We start from the raw sequence: 15,554 nt of genomic DNA, 5'->3' as shown, positions 1-15,554 counted from the left end.
CTTACTTTTGGGGCCGCAGGGCTTCGAATATGCCCAGCTCCAGGCCCAGTTTTATTGTGTGCCGGTCCATGCCGTTCGCCGCGAACCCGGCCTGCTCCAGCCAGGCGCGGACCTCGGCGGGGTCGAAGCCGAGCCAGCGGTCGCCGTAGCGCTGCCGCATGAGCTCGGCGTCATGCTTGAGATAATCCACCACGATGAGCCGCCCGCCAGGGGCCACAACGCGGCGCGCCTCGCGCAGGGCGCGGGCGGGGTCGGAAAGATGGTGCAGGGTCAGGCTCAGCACCGCTATGTCTGCCTCGGCGTCGGCCAGGGGCAGGTGCTCCAGCTCCCCCACGCGCAGGCTGGCGGCCTCCAGGCCCGGGACGCGCCGGGCCAGCTCCAGCATGGCCGGGGAGGCGTCCACCCCGATAAGGCGCTCGCACTTGGCCGAGAGCGCGGCCAGCAGCTCGCCAGGGCCGCAGCCCAGGTCCGCGATGACGCCGCACAGGGGCAGGCGCTCAAGGATCAGGCCCTCCAGGTCCAGGTCGCCCAGCACCTCGCGGCGCATGGCCCGCCAGTCGGAGGCGATGGCGTTGAAGAAGCTGCGCGTCTCGCGGTTGCGGGCCTCCAGCACTTCGCTTGCACGCTGGAGGTCCTCCTTGGGGCCGCAGTCCGCGATGAGCGGGGTCACGGCGTCCAGCAGCGTGGAGGGCTGCGCGCCGTAGAACACCCACAGCCCGTCGCGCCGGGCCGCCAGCAGCCCCGACTCCACCAGGATGCGCAGATGGCGCGAAATCCGGCTCTGGCCCATGCCCAGCACGGCCACGATCTCGCCCACGTTGAGCTCGTGGCGCGTCAGCAGGCGCATCAGGCGCAAGCGCGTCTCGTCGGCAAGGGCCTTGAATGCCGCCAGGCAGGGGCAGCCGCTCACGCGTGGGTCCTGGTGAGCACGCGGTCGGCCAGCAGGCCGCCGATCAGGCCCCAGAAGGCGGAGCCGATGCCGAAGAAGCTCACCCCGGAGATGGTCAGCAGCAGGGTGACCAGGGCGGCCTCGCGCCGGGTGGCGTCCTCCATGGCCTGGGAGAGGCCCGAGGCGATGGCCCCAAACAGCGCCAGCCCCGAGACCACGGCGATGAGCGCCCCGGGCAGGGCCGTGAACAGGCCCACCAGGGCCGCCCCGAACACGCCCACCACCAGGTAGCACAGGCCGCAGACCACGGCGGCCACGTAGCGCCGGGCCGGGTCCGGGTGGGATTCGGGGCCGGTGCATATGGCCGCCGTGATGGCAGCCAGGTTCACGCCGTGGCAGCCGAACGGGGCCAACAGCGTGGAGGCAAGACCCGTGACCCAGACCAGGGGGTTGCCCGGGGTGTGGTAGCCGCTGGCGCGCATGACGCCCAGGCCCGTGGCGTTCTGGCCGGTCATGGTCACCAGGAACAGGGGCAGGCCCAGGCCCACCACCGCGCCCAGGCTGAACACCGGCGGGGTGAACACGGGCGTGGCCAGGGTGGCGTGCACCGTGGAGAAATCAAGCGCGCCCTGGGCCCAGGCGGCGGCGAAGCCGGAGAGCAGCGTGCAGACGATGGCGTAGCGCGGGGTGAGCCGCTTGGCCGCCAGGTAGGCCGCCACCATGACACCCGCCAGCAGCGGGGCCTTGGCCAGGTAGCCGAACACATCCACGCCGAAGCGCAGCAGGATGCCCGCCAGCATGGCCGATACCAAGGGCCGGGGGATGCGGTCCATCATGGTCTGGAACACGCCGCTGGCTCCCGCCGCCGTGATCAGCGCCCCGGCCACCACGAAGGCCCCGATGGCCTCGGGGTACGGGTAGGCCGCCCAGCCCGTTGCAAGCAAAGCCACGCCCGGGGTGGACCAGGCCGTGACCACCGGGTCGCGATAGCGCAGCGACAGCCAGACCCCCGTGACGCCCGAGCCGATGCAGATGGCCCAGATCCAGCTGGAGAGCTGCGCCGGGGAGAGGTTCGCGGCCGAGGCGGCCTGGAAGATGATGGCCGCCGGCCCCCCGAAGGAGACGGCCACCGCCACCAGCCCGGCGGTGATCGCCGAGAGGGAGGCGTCCTTGAAGACGGACCGCGAAGCGGTGGGTGTGTATACGGCTGTGCTCATGTATGAATCTTTATATCAAGATATGTTGATATGCTGTTTAGCGGCCCTCCCCGCAGCGGTCAAGAAAATTCGTAGTCCTCGGACGACGCGAAGCGAAAGAGGATTCAAAAGGGAGGACTCCCTTTTGCGGGAAAGTGCGGAGAGGGCGGCGCCCTCTTTGCCCGCCGGAGGCATTCCCCTCCTGGCGGTGCCCCCGCCGCAAAACGCCTCCGGCGGTCAAAGGGCCTTCGGCCCTCTGGGCTCCCTTTTCGTTTCGCGTCCTGAATTGGCGAGATGTATCGCTGATGGCCGGGCGGCCGGGGCGGGATCAGCTGGGCCGGTGCACGGGCAGCGTGAAGCTGAACACGCTGCCTCCGTCCTGCCCTGGCTCCACCCAGATCCGCCCGCCGTAGTGCTCCACGATGTGGCGGCAGATGGCCAGGCCCAGGCCCGTGCCCTTGGGCTTGTCCTTGAGGGTGTCCTTGCGGTCGTGCTGATGGAACTTGTCGAAGATCTTCTCGGTCTCTTCAGGGGATATGCCGGGGCCGGTATCCTCCACGCAGACCACGAGCATCCCCCGCTCGTCCACCCCGGCCTCCACGAGCACGTGGCCCTCCTGGGTGAACTTGATGGCGTTGTCCAGCAGGTTGATGAGCACCTGGTGGATGCGGTCGCGGTCGGCGTAGACCGCGGGCAGGCTCAGGGGCAGGTCCAGACGCAACCGGACGTCGGGCCTGTTCTCCAGGCGGCCTTCCACGGCCATGACCGCGTCGGCCGTGACGTCCATCACGTCCAGGATCTCGTCGCGCCAGAGCATCTTGCCGGACTCGATCCGCGAGAGGTCCAGCACGTCGTTGATGAGCCGGGTCAGGCGCTCGGACTCCTTCTCCACGATGTCGAGGTTGCGCAGGATGCGCTCGGCCTTGGGCTGCAGGTTGTCGCCAGGCCCCGGGGTGAAGAATTTCTGGAAATCCTTTTCGATGAGCTTCGCGAACCCCATGATGGAGGTCAGGGGCGTGCGCAGTTCGTGCGACACGGAAGAGAGAAAGCCGGATTTGAGGCGCTCCAGCTGCTTGAGTTGCCGGTTGGCGGCCTCCATCTCCGCGACCTTGCGGAACAGGGCCTTGGTGCGCACCTCCACCTTGGTCTCCAGGCGCTGGTTCAGGGCCTCGAGCAGGGCTTCGGCCTTCTTGCGGCTGCGCACCTCGTCCTTGAGGCGGGCCATGGCGTTTTTGATCTCGGAGGTTTTCTCCTCGATGAGGCGCTCCTGGTCGTCCCGGATGACGCGCAGTTCCCCTTCGGAAGCGGCCAGGCGGGCCACCTTTTCCTCCAGGGCCTGGTTCATGTCCTGGATGCGCCGGTAGAGGTAGTGGCTCTCCAGGGCCTGGGCGGTGTTGTTCAGGATGATGGAGAGGATGGAGAGGGTCACCTCGCTGATGCCGTCGGCCGTCTCCCCGAGCTCGGCCACGAACATGCCCCTGGTGCGCGAGGCAGTGGTGAGCACATGCAGCAGCCTGCGCGACCCGCCCGAGCACATGGGGGAGAGCACGGCCCGCTTCTCGCGCAGGGCGAACGCGAAACAGCCGTCCTCGATGCGGGCGTCGGCGTATGCCTGCAGTTCGGGCAACGCGGCCTCGGGTTCGCACAGGGCGAACCGGAACGAGGAGTCGGCCTCGTCCACCAGCATGAGCCCCATGCTGTCGAAGGGCAAAAGCCCGGCAATGCGCTCCAGGCAAAGGCGCAGGATGGGTTCCGGCCCGTCCAGGCGGGCCATGCTCATGGAAAAATCGGAGAGTGCCGCCGCCTGGTCCAGGGCGGCCAGCACGAAACGCGTGGTGCCCTCCAGGTGCCGGGCAGCCGGGAAAGCCTCCAGGCCTTCCTCATCGAGTGCGTCCAGGATTCGTGTGCCGTTAGTGGGGGCCATGGCTCATGAACACCCTTTCCAGATGGTCCAGCTGGCTTTCCACCCGGTCGAACACGGTGCAGGCCACGCCGGATGGCGCGGCCAGGCTGGCGAAAGCCTCAGTCGAGAACGGCATGAGCACGGTCTGTCCGCCGGAGCCGAACACCAGGGCCTCGGCCAGGAAGTCCGCCGTATGCACGATGGCGGCCTCGCGCACGTCGGGGCACCTGAGGGGCTCGTGGTGGTATCCCGCGGCCTGCACCAGCCCGGGGGGCAGCTTCCAGACCTTGAGCAGGGCCGCGCCAGCCTTGGCGTGGTCCAACCCCAGGATGTGACGTTCCGCGGCGCAGAGCGTCCAGCCCTGCCCTCGCGCCAATTCCAGAGCGGAGCACTCCCGCCGCGGCTCCCGCAGCAGCAGAAGCAGCAGCCCCACGTCGTGCAGCAGGCCGCCCACGAAGTAGCGCTCCGTGTTGGGCAGCCCCACGGCCGAGGCCAGCGCCCGCGCCCCGCAGGCCGTGGCCAGGCAATGCCGCCAGAAGCCGCGTACGTCGAGGCAATCGTGGGAGACGTTCTTGAACAGGTCCATGACGGCCATGCCCAGGGCCAGGGCCGAGAGCTGCTGCACCCCGATGATGGTCACCGCGCGGGAGATGGTGTCGATGCGCTGGGAAAACCCGTAGAACGGGCTGTTGACCACCTTGAGCAGCCGTGCGGAGAGCCCGGGGTCGCCCTGGATGATCTCGGCCAGTTCGGCGGGGAAGGCGGAAGGATCGTCCATGACCTGGGCCAGCTGGGCCAGCACCTCGGGCATGGCTCCGATGACCGGGTTGGACTCGGCCAGGGCCTTGGGGTCCAGCGGATTCTGCGCGGGAGGCCCCTGCAACGGCAGGGGGGTGACGCCGGGGGGGACATGGAAGCTGTCGCCCCGGTTCAGCCGGGCTTCCAGCCGGGTGACGGCCAGACGGTGCACGTCAGCCAGGAACGGGTGGGGCGCGGGGTCGTTGGCCAGCCTGAGGGACACGATCTCGCGGGCCAGGGCGGCGTTGCCCGGGTCGTCCTCTTGCTGGAGGTCCTCACCGCCGCCCGTCACGGCGCAGGAAAGCTCCTCGCCCCGCACCGCCACCTCGGCCACGCCCCAGGCCTTGAGTACGGATATGAACCGCTCCGTGAGGAGGGTCCCCTCGCCCATCAGCAGCCTCCCGTTCACGTCGTGAACAGGCCGGGTCAGTGTCAGGCCGGGCCGAAGCTCGCTCACCCACATGCCACAACTCCGTCTCGCCCCGCTTGAAGGGCCGTACATCCTTGCATTCCGAAAGAGTATACATGGACCCCCGTCGGATGCAAACCCTTGGCGTGCGGCCCGAAACGGCGTAGGCAGGCGCCATGACAACTCGAGACATCAAGGCCCCCATGCTTCCCGAAGAGATCGAGCGCCTGAGTTTCTCCATCATCGATTCCGAGGTTCCCGAGCCGCGCCCCTTTACGGGCCTGGAGTGGGAAGTGGCCCGCAGGCTGATCCACACCTCCGCCGACTTCGAGATGCCCGCCCTCCTGCGTTTCTCACCCGGAGCCGTGGAGGCGGGCGTGACCGCCCTGCGCGCCGGGGCCACCATTGTCACGGACACCTTCATGTGCCTCAAGGGCATCCCCCGGCGGCGCATGGACGCCCTGGGCTGCCGCACCGTCTGCTTCATGGAGGACCCGGACGTGGCCCAAAAGGCCCGCGACGCCGGGACGACCCGGGCCAGGATGGCAGTGGATGCCGCCGCCGGGCTGGCGGGGCCGCTGATCTTCGCGGTGGGCAACGCGCCCACGGCGCTGCTAAGGCTCATGGAGCTGATGGATGAGGGACGGCTTGCCCCAGCGCTGGTGGTGGGCATGCCCGTTGGCTTCGTCAACGCTGCGGAATCGAAGGATATGCTCATCGCGCGCGGCGACGCGCCTTACGTGGCCCTGGCCGGGCGCAAGGGCGGTTCGGCCCTGGCGGCGGCCTGCGTCAACGCCCTGGCCGAGGCGGCCCTCAGGCGATAAATCGCCTCGCTGCACGCTATAACGTCGATTCTTGCAGCCTGTTCAAAAAACGCGCGGGCAAGGCGCAAGAAAAAGTCAAGACCGACGCGTATCCGGCATACGCGAGGGTTTGACTTTTTCGAGCAACGCAGCCTGCGGGGAAATTTCAACAGGCTGCTACTCGGGCTGGGCCAGCGCGGCCTTGAGGTATTCCTGCGCGGCTCCCGCGCCCAGGGGCCTGGCGAACAGGTAGCCCTGGCCCATGGTGCAGCCCAAGTGGCCAAGGGTCTCCAGCTCTTCCCGGCGCTCGATGCCCTCGGCCACCACGGATAGCTCCAGGCTGGCGGCCAGCTGCACGATGGCCCGGACGATCTGGCGGTTGTCGCGGTCGGTGTCCAGGTTGCGCACGAAGGAGCGGTCCACCTTGAGGGCGTCCACCGGGAAGCGGCGCAGGTAGGCCAGGGAGGAGTAGCCGGTCCCGAAGTCGTCGATCATGATCTGCAGCCCGAGCTTCTTGAGCTCGCCAAGCATCTCCACGGCGCGCTCCGCGTTCTGCATGACCGCGCTTTCAGTGATCTCCAGCTTCACCGCCCCGCTGGGCAGGCCAGAATCCCGCAGGATGGCCCCCACCCGTTCGGTGAGGTCCGCCTGCATGAACTGGCGGCCGGAGAGGTTGACGCTCACGCTCAGCCCCTGCGCGCCCGGGATGGCGGCCCGCCAGCGGGCCAGCTGTGTGCAGGCCTCGGAGAGGATCCACTCCCCCAGGTTGAGGATCAGGCCCGAGGCCTCGGCCACGGGGATGAACTCGGCCGGACTGACCAGCCCCCGCTCCGGATGCTTCCAGCGCATCAGGGCCTCGAACCCCGTGGGCCTGCCGTCCGGCAGGGAGACCAAAGGCTGGTAGGCCACGAAAAGCTCCCCGCGCTCCAGGGCGCGGCGCAGGTCGTTCTCCAGGATCAGCCTGGAGCGCACCTCGCTGTGCATGGCCTTGTCGAAGATGCAGCTCTCGCCCTTGCCCTGGGACTTGGCCTTGAACATGGCGGTGTCCGCGTCGCGCAGCACGTCCTCCGAGCTTTTGTAGCCGCCCTCGCCCAGCACGACGCCCACGCTGGCGGAAACGAACAGCTCATAACCCTGAAGGTGCTCGGGCCGGGCAAGCTCCCGGCGGATGCGCTCCACCAGGTCCAGGGCGGCTCCTGCGCAGTCGCCCTCCTCCAGCAGGATGGCGAACTCGTCCCCGCCCATTCGCGCGAGCATCCCCTTTGGGCCGAGCGTCCTGCGCAGTCGCAGGCTCACGGCCATGAGCAGGCTGTCGCCCAGGGTGTGGCCCAGGCCGTCGTTGACCACCTTGAAATCATCAAGGTCCAGGAAGAGCACGGCGAAATCCCGGTCGCTGTCCGGCCTGGTGAGCGCCGCGTCCAGCCTGCGCTTGAACTGGGCCCGGTTGGGCAGGCCCGTAAGCTCGTCGAAGAAGGCCTGGCGCCTGAGCCGCTCCTGTGCGCGCACGCGGTCTGTGATGTCCTCGAAGACCACCACCGCGCCCGAGAGCTTGTCGCCCGAGAACAGGGGCGTGGCGAAATACTCCACCGGAAAGCTGGAGCCGTCCTTGCGCCAGTAGACCTCGTCCGTGATGTGGCGGAGCTTGCCGTCCTTCAGCGTCTTCTCCAGGGGGCAGTCCTCCAGGGGGTAGACCGAGCCGTCGGGGCGGGTGTGGTGGAACAGCCAGTGCGCCTCGTTCCCAAGCATCTCCTGGGAGGTGTAGCCGGTGAGCCGCTCCACCGCCGGGTTGGCGAAGCTGATGCGCCCCTGCAGGTCCAACCCGAAGATGCCCTGCCCCACGGAACGCAGGATGGCCGCGTTGCGCTCGCCCAGGGTCTCCAGCCGCTGCTCCGCCTGGAGGCGGGCCACCGCCTCGGAGAGCACGTTGGCCACGGATTGCAGGGTGTGGACCTCGTCCTCCGTGAAGCGCCTGGGGGAGAGGGAATGCACCCCCAGCGTGCCGTAGGGCTGCTCCGCACCCAGGATGGCCACGCTCATGCCGCTGACCACGGCGTGCTCGCGCATGATCTGCGAAGGGGCGAAACGTGATTCGGTGTCGATGTGTTCCATGATGACCGGCGCGCTGGACTTGAGCGCCAGGCCGGAATGGGAGGCGTCCAGCGACACCCGGGCCGAGCCCACGCTGCCGGGCCGCCAGCCCACCCCCGCGCGAAGCAGCAGGTCGCCTTCCGGTGTCAGTTCCAGCATGGTGGTCAGCTCCACGCCGAAGAGCGTGGAGACCAGCCTGCAGGTCTTGTCCATGAGTTCGTCCAGGCTCTGGCTGGCCAGGGCGAACAGGCCAAGCTCCGCCACAACGCCCTGCTGGAAGGCCTGCCTGCGCAGGTGGGCCATGTTGCCGCGCTGCTGGGTGATGTCGCGGGCGAAGACTGCCACCCGGGTGACGGTGCCCGAGTCGTCGAGCACGGGCAGAATGTTGTTGTCGAATATCAGGGAGTTGCGGGTGTCCTCGAAGCGCATGGGCTGGCCGCTTTCGATCACCCGGCGCACGCGGGCCATCCTCTCGCGGCACACGTCCTGCGGGATGAACTCCCCCATGTTGCGCCCGATCACGGAGACGGCGTCCAGGGAGGCCATCTTGCGGGCCCCGTGGTCGTTGATGTCCAGGATGACGCCGTAGCTGTCCAGCAGGAACATGGAGTCCAGGATGGCGTCGAGCAGCGCCCGGCTGTCGCGCTCCTTGCTTCTGAGCGCGTCCAGCGAGCACCGGTTCCGCTCCTCCCGCTCTGTCACCAGGGCGGTGACGTCGACCAGGAGCAGCGTCATGCCGGAGGGCGCTCCGGGCAGGTGGGCGGCGGCGGCCAGGATGCGCCTCGCTCCGCCTGGTCCCGGCAGCTCCAGCTCGCCTCTGGAGCGTTCGGTCTCGGTGCAGGCGTCCAGCAGGGCTTCGAGGGGCGCGCGGCAGGCCTGGGGGAACAGTTCGAGCACGGGTGTGCCCGAGCCTGACCCGGCCGCGCCGAGCAGGGCCTCGAAGGCGGTGTTGACCATGAGCACGCGGCGGGAGGCGTCCAGCACGGCCACGGCCTCCCCCAGGGAGGAGGCCATGACGCCGCAACAGGCCTCATCCCAGGGCCAGCGGCCGGATGACATATTGGGCTTGGGCTGGTCCGGTCCGGTCATGCGCTGCTCACACGTTGAAGAGGAAGTGGATCACGTCCCCGTCGCGCACCACGTACTCCTTGCCTTCCAGGCGCAGCACGCCCGCCGAGCGGCAGGCCGCCTCGGAGCCCTGGGCCACGTAGTCGGCGTAGGAGATGACCTCCGCCCGGATGAAGCCTCGCTCGAAATCCGTGTGGATGGCCGAGGCGGCCTTGGGGGCCTTCCAGCCGTCCTGGATGGTCCAGGCGCGGACCTCCTTGGGGCCGACCGTGAAATAGCTGATCAGCCCGAGCACTCCGTAGCCGGTGCGGATCACCTGGTCGAGGCCGGAGCTGGCAACCCCGTAGGACTCCAGGAACTCCTTGCGCTCCTCGTCGTCCAGGCCGCCCATCTCCTCCTCCATGCGGGCCGAGACCTTGACCACGGGCGAGCCGGTCTTGGCGGCGTGGGCGCGCACGGCCAGCACCTCGGGGGTGTCCTCGCCCAGGGCGTCCTCGGAGACGTTTGCGCAGTAGATCACCGGTTTGGCCGTGATGGGGCCCATCTCCGCGAAGAGCTCGGCCATGGCGCCATCGTCCGCCCCGGGCATGGAGGCCGCCGGGTTGCCCTCCATCAGGTGGGCCAGCAGCTTCTCGGCCGCGGCCAGCTTGGCCTGGTGCTCCTTGCCGGCCCTGGCCTGCTTGCGCAGGCGGTCCATGCGGTTCTCCAGGGCCTGGGCGTCCGCCAGGATCAGCTCCGTCTCGATGACCTCGATGTCCTCAAGCGGGTTCACGCCGCCGTGAACGTGCACCACGTCGTCGTCCACGAAGCAGCGCACCACGTGCAGGATGGCCTGGGTCTCGCGGATGTTGGCCAGGAACTTGTTGCCCAGGCCCTCGCCCTTGCTCGCGCCCTTGACCAGGCCCGCGATGTCCGTGAACTCCACGGTGGCGGGCAGCACGCGCTGGGGGTTGGCGATGCGGGCCAGGGCGTCCAGGCGGGGGTCGGGCACGGGGGCCACGGCCTTGTTGGGCTCGATGGTGCAGAAGGGATAGTTGGCGGCCTGGGCATTCTGGGCCCTGGTCAGGGCGTTGAACAGGGTGGACTTGCCCACGTTGGGAAGCCCGACGATGCCTATGGAAAGAGACATGGCGATCACCTTGGAGATGCAGGGATTATGGGGCGCGCACAGGACTGCCCTCGCGGGCGCGGCGCGCAACGCGGCCACATAGCGCGCCTCGGCCCAGGAGTCCAGCACTACCGGAGCCCCTTGGCTTGCGGCCCGGGCTTTGATATCGCCGCCCAAGGCGCACCGGAACGCCCCGAGCCATGCCCAGAATACACACGCCCGCCCGCAACCCTCTCCCCGCCCTGGCCGCCTGCCTGCTGCTGGCTGCGTTGGCCCTGCTCACGTCCGCCCGGCCGTGCCCTGCGCAGACCAGGGAGATCCCCGGCGTGAGCCGCCCCATCGTCATCGGGGGCGACCGGGACTACCCTCCCTACGAATTCCTGGACAAGAACGGCCAGCCCGCAGGCTACAACGTGGACCTCAGCCGGGCCATCGCCGAGGTCATGGGGCTCTCCGTGGAGTTCCGCCTGGGGGCCTGGGCCGAGATGCGCGCCGCCCTGGCCCGGGGCGAGGTGGATATCCTGCAAGGCATGTCCTACTCCGAGGAGCGCCTGCAGGAGGTGGAGTTCACCCCGCCCCACACCACCGTGGTGCACTCCGTGTTCGCCCGCAAGGACCTTCCCCCCGTTTCCTCCCTGGAGGATCTGCGCGGCCGCAACATCGTCATGCACCGGGGCGGCATCATGCACGACACCCTGGCGGGCATGGGCTTCGCAAGCGAGCTGAACTTCAGCGACACGCCGGCCGACGCCCTGCGCATGGTGGCCTCGGGCCACTGCGACTACGCGGTCACGGCCATGCTCCCCGGGCTCTACATCATCCGCGAGAACAAGCTGGACAACCTCTACGTGGCCGCCTACTCCGTGGCCACGGTGCGCTACGGCTACGCGGTGAAGAAGGGCAACACCGCCCTCAAGGAGCGCTTCAGCGAAGGCCTGGCCATCCTCGACAAGACCGGCAAGTACGAGCAGATACGCCAGAAGTGGCTCGGCGTGCTGGAGGCCCGCCCCGTGCAGTGGGAGGCCGTGCTCTACTACGTGGGCGCGGTGGTGGCCCCCCTGCTGCTGCTGCTCGGGGCCACCGTGCTCTGGTCGCATTCGCTCAGGCGCAAGGTGGCCGAACGCACCCGCTCCCTGACCAACGCCCTGGACCAGCTGGGCCGCAACCAGCAGCAGCTGGTGCAGGCGGACAAGATGGCGGCGCTGGGCATCCTGGTTTCGGGCGTGGCCCACGAGATCAACAATCCCAATGGGCTGATTCTTTTGAACATCCCCATCCTGCGCAAGGTCCAGGCCGACACGGCGCGCATCCTGGACGAGCACCACGCCCGGCACGGGGACTTCCGCCTGGGCGGCATCCCCTACGAGCGCATGCGCCGCGAGCTGCCCGTCATGCTGGAGGAGATGTTCGAGGGCGCCCAGCGCATCAAGCGCATCGTCAACGACCTCAAGGATTTCTCCCGCAGCGACGAGGCCCGCGCCAGGGAGCCCGTGGACGTCAACCAGGCCGCGGGCAAGGCCGTACGCCTGCTGGACCGCGCCATCCGCCAGGCCACGGACCGCTTCACCACGGACCTGGGCCAGGGCCTGCCCCCGGTGCTGGGCAACGCCCAGCGCATCGAGCAGGTGGTGGTCAACCTGCTGCTCAACGCCTGCCAGGCCCTGCCGGACCGCGCCCGCGCCGTGACCCTCACCACCCGCTACAACCGCGACTCCGATTGCGTGGAGCTCACCGTGCGCGACGAGGGCGTGGGCATCGCCCCCGAGCACATGCCCCACCTCACGGACCCCTTCTTCACCACCAAGCGCGCCCAGGGCGGAACGGGCCTGGGCCTCTCCGTGTCGGCGGGCATCGTCAAGGAAATGGGCGGGGTGCTGGAGTTCCAGTCCAGCCCGGGACGCGGCACCGCCGCCATCCTCTCACTGCCCGCCGTGCAGCCGGTCGCGCCTCCCGGCGCCCCGGAGGAGCAACTGCCGTGAACACCCCCTCCCCCTCCTTCAAGATCCTGCTGGTGGACGACGAACCCGCCTGGCTGCGCTCCATGGCCCTGACCCTGGAGAGCGCCGCGGGCATCACCAACACCATCCCCTGCCAGGACAGCGCCCAGGTGATGGGCATCCTGGAGCGCGGCGGCGTGGGCCTGGTGCTCCTGGACCTGAACATGCCGGGCCTCAGCGGCGAGGAGCTGCTGGCCCTGATCGCCGAGCGCCACCCGGAGATCGCCTGCATCGTGGTCAGCGGCATGGACCAGCTGGCCGGGGCCATACGCTGCATGAAGCTCGGCGCCTACGACTACCTGGTGAAGACCGACGAGGAGGAGCGCATCGTGGGCGGCGTGCTGCGAGCCGTGCGCATGCTGGAGCTGCGCGACGAGAACCGCGAGGTGGCCAGCCGCCTGGTCTCCGGCGGGCCGCACCACCCCGAGGCCTTCGCCGGGATCGTCACGCGCAGCCGGGCCATGCGCTCCATCTTCGCCTATGTGGAGGCCGTGGCCGCCAGCCCCCAGCCCCTGCTCGTCACCGGGGAGAGCGGCGTGGGCAAGGAGCATCTGGTGCGCGCGGCCCACGCCCTGAGCGGGCGCAAGGGCCCGCTGGTGGCCCTCAACGCCGCCGGGCTGGACGACGCCGTCTTCGCGGACACCCTCTTCGGCCACGTGCGCGGGGCCTATACCGGCGCGGACGCCCCCAGGCGCGGCATGATCGAGGAGGCCGCCGAGGGCACCCTGTTCCTGGACGAGATCGGCGACCTGAGCATCGCCTCCCAGGTGAAGCTGCTGCGCCTGCTCCAGGAGGGCGAGTTCTACCCCCTGGGCAGCGACCAGCCCCGGCGCATCCGGGCCCGCATCGTGGTGGCCACCCACTGCGACCTGGCCGCCAAGGAGGCCGCCGGGACCTTCCGGCGCGACCTCTACTACCGCCTGCGCACCCACCACGTGCACGTGCCGCCGCTCCGGGAGCGCAAGGAGGACATCGAACCCCTGCTGGCCCACTTCCTGGTCGAGTGCTCCCGGGAGCTGGGCCGGCCCAGGCCCGGTCTGCCGCCGGAGCTGGCGCGGCGGCTGGCGGCCTACCCCTTTCCGGGCAACGTGCGTGAGCTTCGGGCCATGGTCTACGACGCGGTGAGCGTGCGGAGCGGCGCGGCCCTGCCCCAGGAGCCCTTCCTCAAGGCCCTGGGCCAACTCGCGCCCGAGGCCGGGGCGCTGTCCGGAGGCCAGGCCGGAGCTCAGGCCGGAGCTCAGGCCGGGGAAGAGAATCCCTTCGCCGCCTTCGAAAACCTGCCGAGCCTCTCCGAAGCGGCCCGCCTGCTGGTGGACGAGGCCATGCGGCGCTCCGGCGGCAACCAGACCCTGGCCGCGAGGCTGCTGGGCATCTCGCAGCCCGCGCTGAGCAAGCGCCTGAAGCTCAGCCGCCACGACGGGGCCTGAGGCCCGGCGCACCTGCGGCCGGGGGCGACGCCCCCATAACCAGGGTTATGGGGGCGCAATGCGGCAATAACCTTCGTAATAAATTGATATAAAAACATTTTTTTCAACCCACATTTCCAGCCATAACTTTGGTTATGGCCGCCTGAGCCTCCCCCGCCTATCAGCACCCACGCAACACCTCATCACTCCAGAACAATTCTGCTTCGGGCTGTTTTGGCATTGTCCCTGCTTATCGGAGTGACCGCATCAGGCCCGCCCGCAAGGCCGAAGGCTGGCGTGCGGGCCGTTTGTCCGGGCATTGCAACCTCAAGCACAGGAGTGGAAATGAGCCTGAACATCAAGGCGCTCGCGCCGCTGATCGTCGGGGCGGCGTTGTGGGCGCTGCCGGTTCCCGCCGGATTGAGCCCCAACGCATGGTCGTATTTCGCCATCTTCGCGGCCGTGGTGGTCGCGCTCATCCTGGAGCCCATCGCCCCGGCCCTGGCTGGCCTGGCGGGCGTAACCCTGGCTGCGCTGTTCAAGCTGGTGCCCATGACCGCGGGCAAGGACGCCACCGCCGCCGACGCCATCAAGTGGGCCCTCTCGGGCTTCTCCGACGGCACGGTCTGGCTGATCTTCGGCGCGTTCATGTTCGCCCTGGGCTACGAAAAAACCGGCCTGGGCAAGCGCCTGGCGCTGACGCTCATCAAGGTCATGGGCAAGAAGGCCCTGGGCCTCGGATACGCGGTGGCCCTGGCGGACCTGATCCTGGCGCCCTTCATGCCCTCCAACACCGCGCGCAGCGGCGGCACCATCTTCCCGGTCATCAAGAACATCCCGCCGCTCTACGGCTCCACCCCGGAGGACAACCCGCGCGGCCTGGGCGGCTACCTGATGTGGACGGCGCTGGCCACGACCTGCGTGACCTCCTCCATGTTCCTCACCAGCCTGGCCCCCAACATCCTGGCCCAGTCCCTGGTGGAGAAGACCACCAAGGTCGTGCTCACCTGGAACGACTGGTTCATGGGCTTCCTGCCCGTGGGCATCGTGCTCTTCGCGATCACCCCGCTGCTGGCCTACATCCTCTACCCGCCCACCAAGAAGTCCTCCGACGACGCCCCCATCTGGGCGGGCAACGAGCTTGCCAAGCTCGGCTCCATCACGGCCCGCGAGATCCTCATGGCCGTGCTGGCCCTGGGCGCGCTGCTCAGCTGGATCTTCCTGAAGGACCACGTGCAGGCCACCACCGTGGCCCTGGCCGCCATCTGCCTGATGGTGGTGTTCAAGGTGGTCAGCTGGGACGACGTGATCGGCTACAAGCAGGCCTGGAACGTGCTGGCCTGGTTCGCCACCCTGGTCACCCTGGCCGACGGCCTGAACAAGGTCGGCTTCCTGGCCTGGTTCGCCAAGAGCATCTCCGGCTCCATGGTGGGGCTCTCGCCCACGGCGACGATGGTCGGCCTGGTGCTGGTGTTCTTCCTGAGCCATTACATGTTCGCCAGCGTCACCGCCCACGTGGCCGCCATGCTGCCCGTCATGCTGGCCGCGGCCATGGCCGTGCCCGGCCTGGACATCAAGCTGGTCTCCATCCTGCTCTGCGGAACGCTCGGCATCATGGGCGTGATCACTCCCTACGGCACCGGCCCCTCGCCCATCTACTACGGCTCCGGCTACGTGAAGGGCAGGGACTTCTGGATCCTCGGCCTGGTGTTCGGCCTCGTCTACCTCGGCGCGTTCCTGCTCATCGGCTTCCCCTGGAACCTGGCCCGGGCCTAGGCGCGGCGCTTCCCGTTTCCCTCCTCGCGTCCCGGGGGGGGGGGGGCCCCCCGGCCCCCCCCCACCGAGGCCCCCCGGGGGGCCAACCCCCGCCCACCGGCGCGGGCGCCGGG

The 15,554-nt window shown here is 69.0% G+C and carries 10 protein-coding genes; 4 read left to right on the top strand and 6 right to left on the bottom strand.

All coding sequences use genetic code 11. The annotated features are described in order from the left end of the window. Position 1: 1 nt before the first annotated feature. The 4 genes from MLE18_RS14715 to MLE18_RS14700 all read right to left on the bottom strand — a co-directional run bounded on the left by MLE18_RS14715 (position 2) and on the right by MLE18_RS14700 (position 5,249). Positions 2-910 carry an ArsR/SmtB family transcription factor gene (locus MLE18_RS14715; protein WP_243439558.1) on the bottom strand — a complete coding sequence of 303 codons (909 nt, stop codon included), beginning with the start codon at positions 908-910 and terminating at the stop codon, positions 2-4. Continuing rightward, positions 907-2,106, bottom strand: a complete 1,200-nt coding sequence (locus tag MLE18_RS14710) for a benzoate/H(+) symporter BenE family transporter (RefSeq protein WP_243439557.1) — start codon at positions 2,104-2,106, stop codon at positions 907-909. The genes MLE18_RS14715 and MLE18_RS14710 overlap by 4 nt, the downstream gene beginning before the upstream one ends. A 307-nt stretch (positions 2,107-2,413) precedes the next feature. After that, positions 2,414-4,009, bottom strand: coding sequence for a sensor histidine kinase (locus MLE18_RS14705; RefSeq protein WP_243439556.1), 1,596 nt, complete (start codon positions 4,007-4,009; stop codon positions 2,414-2,416). After that, a complete protein-coding gene (locus MLE18_RS14700) occupies positions 3,996-5,249 on the bottom strand; it encodes an HDOD domain-containing protein (RefSeq protein WP_243439555.1) in 1,254 nt (417 codons plus the stop codon). The genes MLE18_RS14705 and MLE18_RS14700 overlap by 14 nt, the downstream gene beginning before the upstream one ends. A gap of 122 nt (positions 5,250-5,371) precedes the next feature. Here MLE18_RS14700 and MLE18_RS14695 point away from each other — a divergent pair, with 122 nt between their 5' ends. Beyond that, positions 5,372-6,019, top strand: a complete 648-nt coding sequence (locus MLE18_RS14695) for a precorrin-8X methylmutase (protein ID WP_243439554.1) — start codon at positions 5,372-5,374, stop codon at positions 6,017-6,019. Positions 6,020-6,175: 156 nt separating this feature from the next. Here the strand turns inward: MLE18_RS14695 and MLE18_RS14690 are convergent, their stop codons facing one another. Next, a complete protein-coding gene (locus MLE18_RS14690) occupies positions 6,176-9,175 on the bottom strand; it encodes a sensor domain-containing protein (protein WP_243439553.1) in 3,000 nt (999 codons plus the stop codon). Positions 9,176-9,182: 7 nt separating this feature from the next. Beyond that, positions 9,183-10,283, bottom strand: a complete 1,101-nt coding sequence (ychF, locus tag MLE18_RS14685) for a redox-regulated ATPase YchF (protein WP_243439590.1) — start codon at positions 10,281-10,283, stop codon at positions 9,183-9,185. Positions 10,284-10,462: 179 nt separating this feature from the next. On the opposite strand from ychF, the gene MLE18_RS14680 reads away from it, so the two are divergent. The 3 genes from MLE18_RS14680 (at position 10,463) to MLE18_RS14670 (ending at position 15,441) form a co-directional block, all read left to right on the top strand. Next, positions 10,463-12,241 (top strand): transporter substrate-binding domain-containing protein, encoded by a 1,779-nt coding sequence (locus tag MLE18_RS14680; protein ID WP_243439552.1) that lies wholly within the window; start codon positions 10,463-10,465, stop codon positions 12,239-12,241. Beyond that, on the top strand, positions 12,238-13,686 hold the full coding sequence (locus MLE18_RS14675) for a sigma-54-dependent transcriptional regulator (protein WP_243439551.1): 1,449 nt from the start codon (positions 12,238-12,240) through the stop codon (positions 13,684-13,686). Before MLE18_RS14680 ends, MLE18_RS14675 begins: the two co-directional genes overlap by 4 nt. 324 nt (positions 13,687-14,010) lie before the next feature. After that, positions 14,011-15,441 (top strand): anion permease, encoded by a 1,431-nt coding sequence (locus MLE18_RS14670; RefSeq protein ID WP_243439550.1) that lies wholly within the window; start codon positions 14,011-14,013, stop codon positions 15,439-15,441. The last annotated feature ends 113 nt before the right edge of the window (positions 15,442-15,554 follow it).

The sequence above is a fragment of the Fundidesulfovibrio soli genome (assembly GCF_022808695.1).
In the GTDB taxonomy this organism is placed as follows: Bacteria; Desulfobacterota; Desulfovibrionia; order Desulfovibrionales; family Desulfovibrionaceae; genus Fundidesulfovibrio; species Fundidesulfovibrio soli.
The sequence above is the reverse complement of the archived record's forward strand: the minus strand, read 5'-3'. Positions and strand labels throughout refer to the sequence as shown.

Excerpts from the sequence above, each read along its gene's own strand:
- MLE18_RS14700 (WP_243439555.1), bottom strand. The coding sequence starts at position 5,249 with ATGTGGGTGAGCGAGCTTCGGCCCGGCCTGACACTGACCCGGCCTGTT.
- MLE18_RS14705 (WP_243439556.1), bottom strand. The coding sequence starts at position 4,009 with ATGGCCCCCACTAACGGCACACGAATCCTGGACGCACTCGATGAGGAA.
- MLE18_RS14680 (WP_243439552.1), top strand. The coding sequence starts at position 10,463 with ATGCCCAGAATACACACGCCCGCCCGCAACCCTCTCCCCGCCCTGGCC.
- ychF (WP_243439590.1), bottom strand. The coding sequence starts at position 10,283 with ATGTCTCTTTCCATAGGCATCGTCGGGCTTCCCAACGTGGGCAAGTCC.
- MLE18_RS14670 (WP_243439550.1), top strand. The coding sequence starts at position 14,011 with ATGAGCCTGAACATCAAGGCGCTCGCGCCGCTGATCGTCGGGGCGGCG.
- MLE18_RS14690 (WP_243439553.1), bottom strand. The coding sequence starts at position 9,175 with ATGACCGGACCGGACCAGCCCAAGCCCAATATGTCATCCGGCCGCTGG.
- MLE18_RS14710 (WP_243439557.1), bottom strand. The coding sequence starts at position 2,106 with ATGAGCACAGCCGTATACACACCCACCGCTTCGCGGTCCGTCTTCAAG.
- MLE18_RS14695 (WP_243439554.1), top strand. The coding sequence starts at position 5,372 with ATGACAACTCGAGACATCAAGGCCCCCATGCTTCCCGAAGAGATCGAG.